Below are 4660 nucleotides of genomic sequence, written 5' to 3'. Positions count from 1 at the left end.
ACGAAGACCGTGCGGCCCTCGACCGTGCCCCAGCCGGTGACCACGCCGTCGCCGTACGGCTTCTTCGCCTCCAGGCCGAAGCCCGTGGCCCGGTGCCGGCGCAGGGCCTCCACCTCGGAGAAGCTGCCCTTGTCCAGCAGCAGTTCGATCCGCTCGTGCGCGGTCAGCTTGCCCTTGGCGTGCTGGCGCTCGGTGGCGCGGGGGTCGGGCCCGTGCCTGGCCTCGTCCTTGCGGGACTCCAGGCCGGTGAGCCGTTCGGTGAGTGCGTCGGATGTCGCGGGCGGCATGTGCGGGTCTCCTCTCTGTAGCGGCGGTGCACGGGTGGCGGGTGCCGGCCGTCGAAGCCCTCCCCGGGTGTCCGCCCGTACGCGGTGCGGTCGGCGCGGCCCTCTCCGGGGCCGTACGCGGTTCAGGCGGGCGCCCCCGCACGGGCCAGGCACTCCTCCAGGAAGGCGAGGGCCCGCAGGTGGTAGGCGCGGGCGGCCCAGCCGAGGCTGATGTTGTGGCCCGCCTCCGGCTGCCGGTCGACGGTGACGAACGGCGAGGCGGTGAACAGACCCGCGAGTTCGGCGAGGTCCTCCTCGCTGTGCCGCCACCACAGCTCGCGCTCGGCGAAGGTGAGCCGGACGGGTACGGGGACCCGGGCGGCGGCCGCGGCGAAGCTCGCCGGCCAGTGCGCCGCCTCCGCCCGCTCCCGCACCGGCATGGGCGCGACCAGGGCGGCGGCGTCCCGGAAGGTGTTGGGCGGATAGAAGCGCAGGGCGCCCCAGTTCCGCTTCCAGTGGCCGTGCCGGTGGGGGTCGCGCAGATCGCCGGTGTCGACGGCGTAGTCCCGGCCGCAGCCGGAGACGTCCATCCCGAGCAGCGGCGGCGCGCCCGCCTCCAGACCGTCCCGGCCGTCCTGCGCGGCCGCGTAGGTCAGGGCGAGCTTCCCGCCGAAGGAGTGCGCGACGAGGAACACCCCGGCCCCGGTGGGATAGCGGCCGGCCAGATGGGCCAGCGCGGTGCCCAGCAGGGCGGACTGCTCCGACAGGGCCTGTCCGTACGGAAGTTGGGACGCCGACAGGCCGTATCCGGGACGGTCCACCGCGACCACGGTGTAGCCGAGTGCGGCACCGAGGGCGAGGAGGGAGACGTCGGGGTGGGCCTGGCCGTCGAAGTAGCCGGCCCGCATGCCTCCGCCGTGCACCGCGACGACCGTGGCACGCGGGGTGCCCTGCGGCTGGGCGATCAGCGCGGAGAGGCGGCAGGGACCGGCCTCCAGGACGACGGGTCTGACCCCGGGCGACATCGCGGGCGCGGTGGCCGGCTCGAGGGCGGGCGCGGTCACGGCGTGGCCCGGGTGGTGCGGGTGAGCTGTGGTGCCCGGCTCATGTTCTCCTCCTGGTACCTGATGGGGATGGCTGCACGACCGTGGCCCTGGGCCCGGTCAGGCGGGGGTGCCGAACCAGCGGTGCAGGGCCTCGCCGAGCCCCGAGGCGCCGGTGCCCGCCCAGGCGACGTAACCATCGGGCCGGACGAGGACGGCTGCCGCGCCCGCGAAGACGTCGGGGTCCTGGGGCACGCCGGTGACGAGGGACACCCGGTCCTTCCACCCGGCGGCCGCCTCCCGTACGTCCGGGTCGTCGGCCAGATCGAGGACGAGCCCCTGGGCGGAGTGCAGCAGGGTGGGGGTGCCGACGGGCCCGGACGCCGTCGTCAGGACACGCGGCGGGAGCCTGCGGCCGAGCAGCGGGTGGTCCTCCTCGCCCTCCCCGCCCACGTCGTACCGGACGTCGAGATGGCTGACCACCCCCGCGAGGAACCGCTTGACCGGGTCCAGCTCGATGAGCCCCGCGAACAGGGTCCGCAGCGGCTCCGACTCCTCCCCGCCGAGGAACACCGTGCCCTGCGCGAGGGTGTTGGCCAGCAGGCGCGCACCGGCCGCGTGCCGCTCCTCGTGGTAGGTGTCGAGCAGCCCCTCGGGCGCCCCGCCCCGCACCACCGCGGCCAGCTTCCAGCCGAGGTTGACGGCGTCCTGGACCCCGGTGCTCAGCCCCTGGCCGCCGGCCGGGAGGTGGATGTGCGCGGCGTCCCCGGCCAGGAGCACCCGCCCGCGCCGGTACTCGCTCGCCTGCCGGGTGGCGTCGGTGAACGAGCTGACCCAGTCGGCGCTGCCGCCGGATATGTCCTCCCCGGTCAGCCGCTGCCAGGCCGCCGCGACCTCCTCGAAGCCGGGCGTGCTGCTCCGGTCGGCGGGCGGTGCGCCGTGCTCGCACACGATGATCCGGTCCACGCCCTCGGCGAGCGGCGCGGCCATCACCATCCCCGCCGGGACGCGCTCGCCGAGGAACCGCGGCGGGATCGAGCAGCCGACGACGTCGGCGAGATACATGCCGCGCGTGGCGTCGGTGCCGGGGAAGGAGAAACCGGCGGTCCTGCGGACCAGGCTGTGCCCGCCGTCGGCCCCCACCAGATAGCGGGCACGCAGCCGGCGCTCGCCGTCCGGGGTGGCGGCGGTGACGGTGACCGAGTCGTCGTCCTGGGCGAGGCCGAGCAGTTCCCAGCCCCGCCGGAGTCCGGTGCCGAGCTCCACCGCCCACTCCTCCAGGACCGCCTCGGTCCGGGACTGCGGGATGCCGCGCGCCCCGAAGTGCGCGTCCTCCAGCGCGGTGAAGTCGAACTGCACCCCGCCGAAGTGGCCCATCGGGCTCGTCTCCAGCCCGCCGAAGCGGGGGACGAGACCGCGCTGGTCGAAGGACTCCAGTGCGCGGGCGGTGAACCCCAGGCCCCGGGACTGCCCGGTGGGGCGCTCCAGGCGTTCGAGGACGATGACGTCCGCGCCGCCCAGGCGCAGCTCCCCCGCCAGCATGAGCCCGGTGGGCCCCGCGCCGGCGATGATCACATCGGCGTCGAACGCATCGGCGTCGAACGTGTCGGAGTCGGTCGCTTCGGAGTCGGTCGCTTCGGAGTCGGTCGCTTGCGCCGTGACGTCGGCATCCATGGATGTGCCTTCCTGGTTCCTGCCGTCGTCTCAGCGCGCGGCAGCGGTTGCGGTGGACTGGTGCGGGGCGGTGCGCGCGCGGTCCGGTTCCCCGAACCACCGGCGCAACGCGGTGTGCAGAGCGGGGTCACCGGTGCTCCGGCCGGCCCAGGCGACGTAACCGTCGGGCCGCACCAGCAGGGCTTCGCCGGTGCGCAGCGGGGAGCCGGGGGCAGGCCGCGCCGAGACCCGTACGACCCGGTGCCCGTCCCGGGCCACATCGGCGAGGCCGCCGGAGGCCGGGCCCGGGTCCGGGTCCGCGCCGAGGTCGAGCAGCACGCCGGTGCCCCGGTGGAACAGCTCCGCCGTGCGGGCCGTGGTCACGCCGCCGGCCGCGCGGCGCGTCAGTCCGGCCGGGGGCAGCCGGAGGCCGAGCAGCGGGTGGTCACCGCCGTCCCCGAGGTCGTAGCGGACGGCCAGGCCGCTGATGGTCCCCGCGAGCCTGATCCGTACGTCGTCGAGGGCGACCAGCTCCGCCACGATCGCCCGCACCGGTTCGACCTCCGGTCCGCCGAGCAACAGGCGTGACTGGGCACGGATGTTGGCCAGCACGTCGGCGCCGACGGCGTGACGTTCGGTGTGGTAGCTGTCCAGGAGGCCGTCGGGGGCGTCGCCCCGGATCTCGGCGGCCAGCTTCCAGCCCAGGTTGAAGGAGTCCTGCACACCCAGGTTGAGGGCCTGCCCGCCGCTGGGCATCTGCTGGTGGGCGGCGTCCCCCGCGAAGAGGATCCGGCCGTGGCGGTAGCGGTCGAGCTGCCGGCCCGCGTCACCGAAGGCGTTGATCCACAGCGGGACGCCGTGGCCGATGTCCTCGCCCGTCACCCGCTTCCATGCCTCGACGACCTCGGCGAAGTCCGGTGCGCCCGTACGGTGGCGGGCCCGGCTGCCGAAGGCGTGCACCATCACCCGGGTGACGCCGTCACGGGTGGCGGAGATCGCCAGGCCGTCCGGCAGCCGCAGGAAGCGCCGGTCCGGGGTGCGGATGCCGGAGACGTCGGCGCGCAGCAGTTCGCGTACGGCGTCCCTGCCGGGGAAGTCCGCTCCGACGAGCCGTCGCACGGTGCTGTCCTCGCCGTCGCAGCCGACCAGGTAGCGGGCCGAGAACCGGACCGGACCCTCCGGGCCGAGGGCGTCGGCGCTCACCCCGTCGGGCCCGTCGGTCAGCCCGGTCAGCCGGTGGCTCCGGCGCAGGTCCGCACCGAGCGCGGCGGCCCGGTCCTGGAGGAGTTCCTCCGTCCGGCCCTGGGGCACCTTCCACTGTCCGGGGTGCGAGCTGGGCAGCGTGAGGTCGAGCCCGATGCCGCCGAAGTGGCCGCGCGGTTCGCACGGCGGGGTGCCGAGCACGTCCAGCAGGCCACGGCTGTCGAGGATCTCCATGGTGCGGGCGTGGAGGGTGGTGGCCCGTGACTCGGTGGTCGGCCCGGGACGCTCGTCGACGACGGTCACCTCGGCCCCGCCGAGCCTGAGCTCGCACGCGAGCATGAGGCCGGCGGGGCCGGCCCCGACCACCAGGACGTCGGTCCTCAGGGCGTGCGCGGTGTCCTGGGCGGCGCCCCGGTGGTCCGCTGCCATGTCAGGACTTCTTCTCCGCGTGGTCCTTTGCGTGGTTGAGGGTGGCGAGGCTGTTGGTGGAGAGGG

4 protein-coding genes are annotated in these 4660 nt (G+C 75.2%); all 4 read right to left on the bottom strand.

Annotated elements, in window-relative coordinates:
* Positions 1-287, bottom strand: a 287-nt coding sequence (locus JKV81_RS19475; RefSeq protein WP_307820580.1) for a carboxyl transferase domain-containing protein, incomplete at its 3' end; no start/stop codon positions are given.
* 122 nt (positions 288-409) lie between these two features.
* Complete coding sequence (locus JKV81_RS19470) at positions 410-1330, bottom strand: alpha/beta hydrolase (RefSeq protein ID WP_372444203.1); 921 nt, start codon at positions 1328-1330, stop codon at positions 410-412.
* 99 nt (positions 1331-1429) lie between these two features.
* Positions 1430-2983 carry an FAD-dependent monooxygenase gene (locus JKV81_RS19465; RefSeq protein WP_202076948.1) on the bottom strand — a complete coding sequence of 518 codons (1554 nt, stop codon included), beginning with the start codon at positions 2981-2983 and terminating at the stop codon, positions 1430-1432.
* 30 nt (positions 2984-3013) lie between these two features.
* The gene (locus tag JKV81_RS19460; RefSeq protein ID WP_129264024.1) at positions 3014-4594 is read right to left on the bottom strand and encodes an FAD-dependent monooxygenase; all 1581 of its coding nucleotides are present in this window, start codon (positions 4592-4594) and stop codon (positions 3014-3016) included.
* Positions 4595-4660 lie beyond the last annotated feature (66 nt).

Source organism: Streptomyces silvae, assembly GCF_016745505.1.
Taxonomy (GTDB): Bacteria; Actinomycetota; Actinomycetes; order Streptomycetales; family Streptomycetaceae; genus Streptomyces; species Streptomyces silvae.
The sequence above is the reverse complement of the archived record's forward strand: the minus strand, read 5'-3'. Positions and strand labels throughout refer to the sequence as shown.

Bases quoted from the DNA above. Each gene is read 5' to 3' on its own strand.
- JKV81_RS19465 (WP_202076948.1), bottom strand. From the start codon at position 2,983: ATGGATGCCGACGTCACGGCGCAAGCGACCGACTCCGAAGCGACCGAC.
- JKV81_RS19460 (WP_129264024.1), bottom strand. From the start codon at position 4,594: ATGGCAGCGGACCACCGGGGCGCCGCCCAGGACACCGCGCACGCCCTG.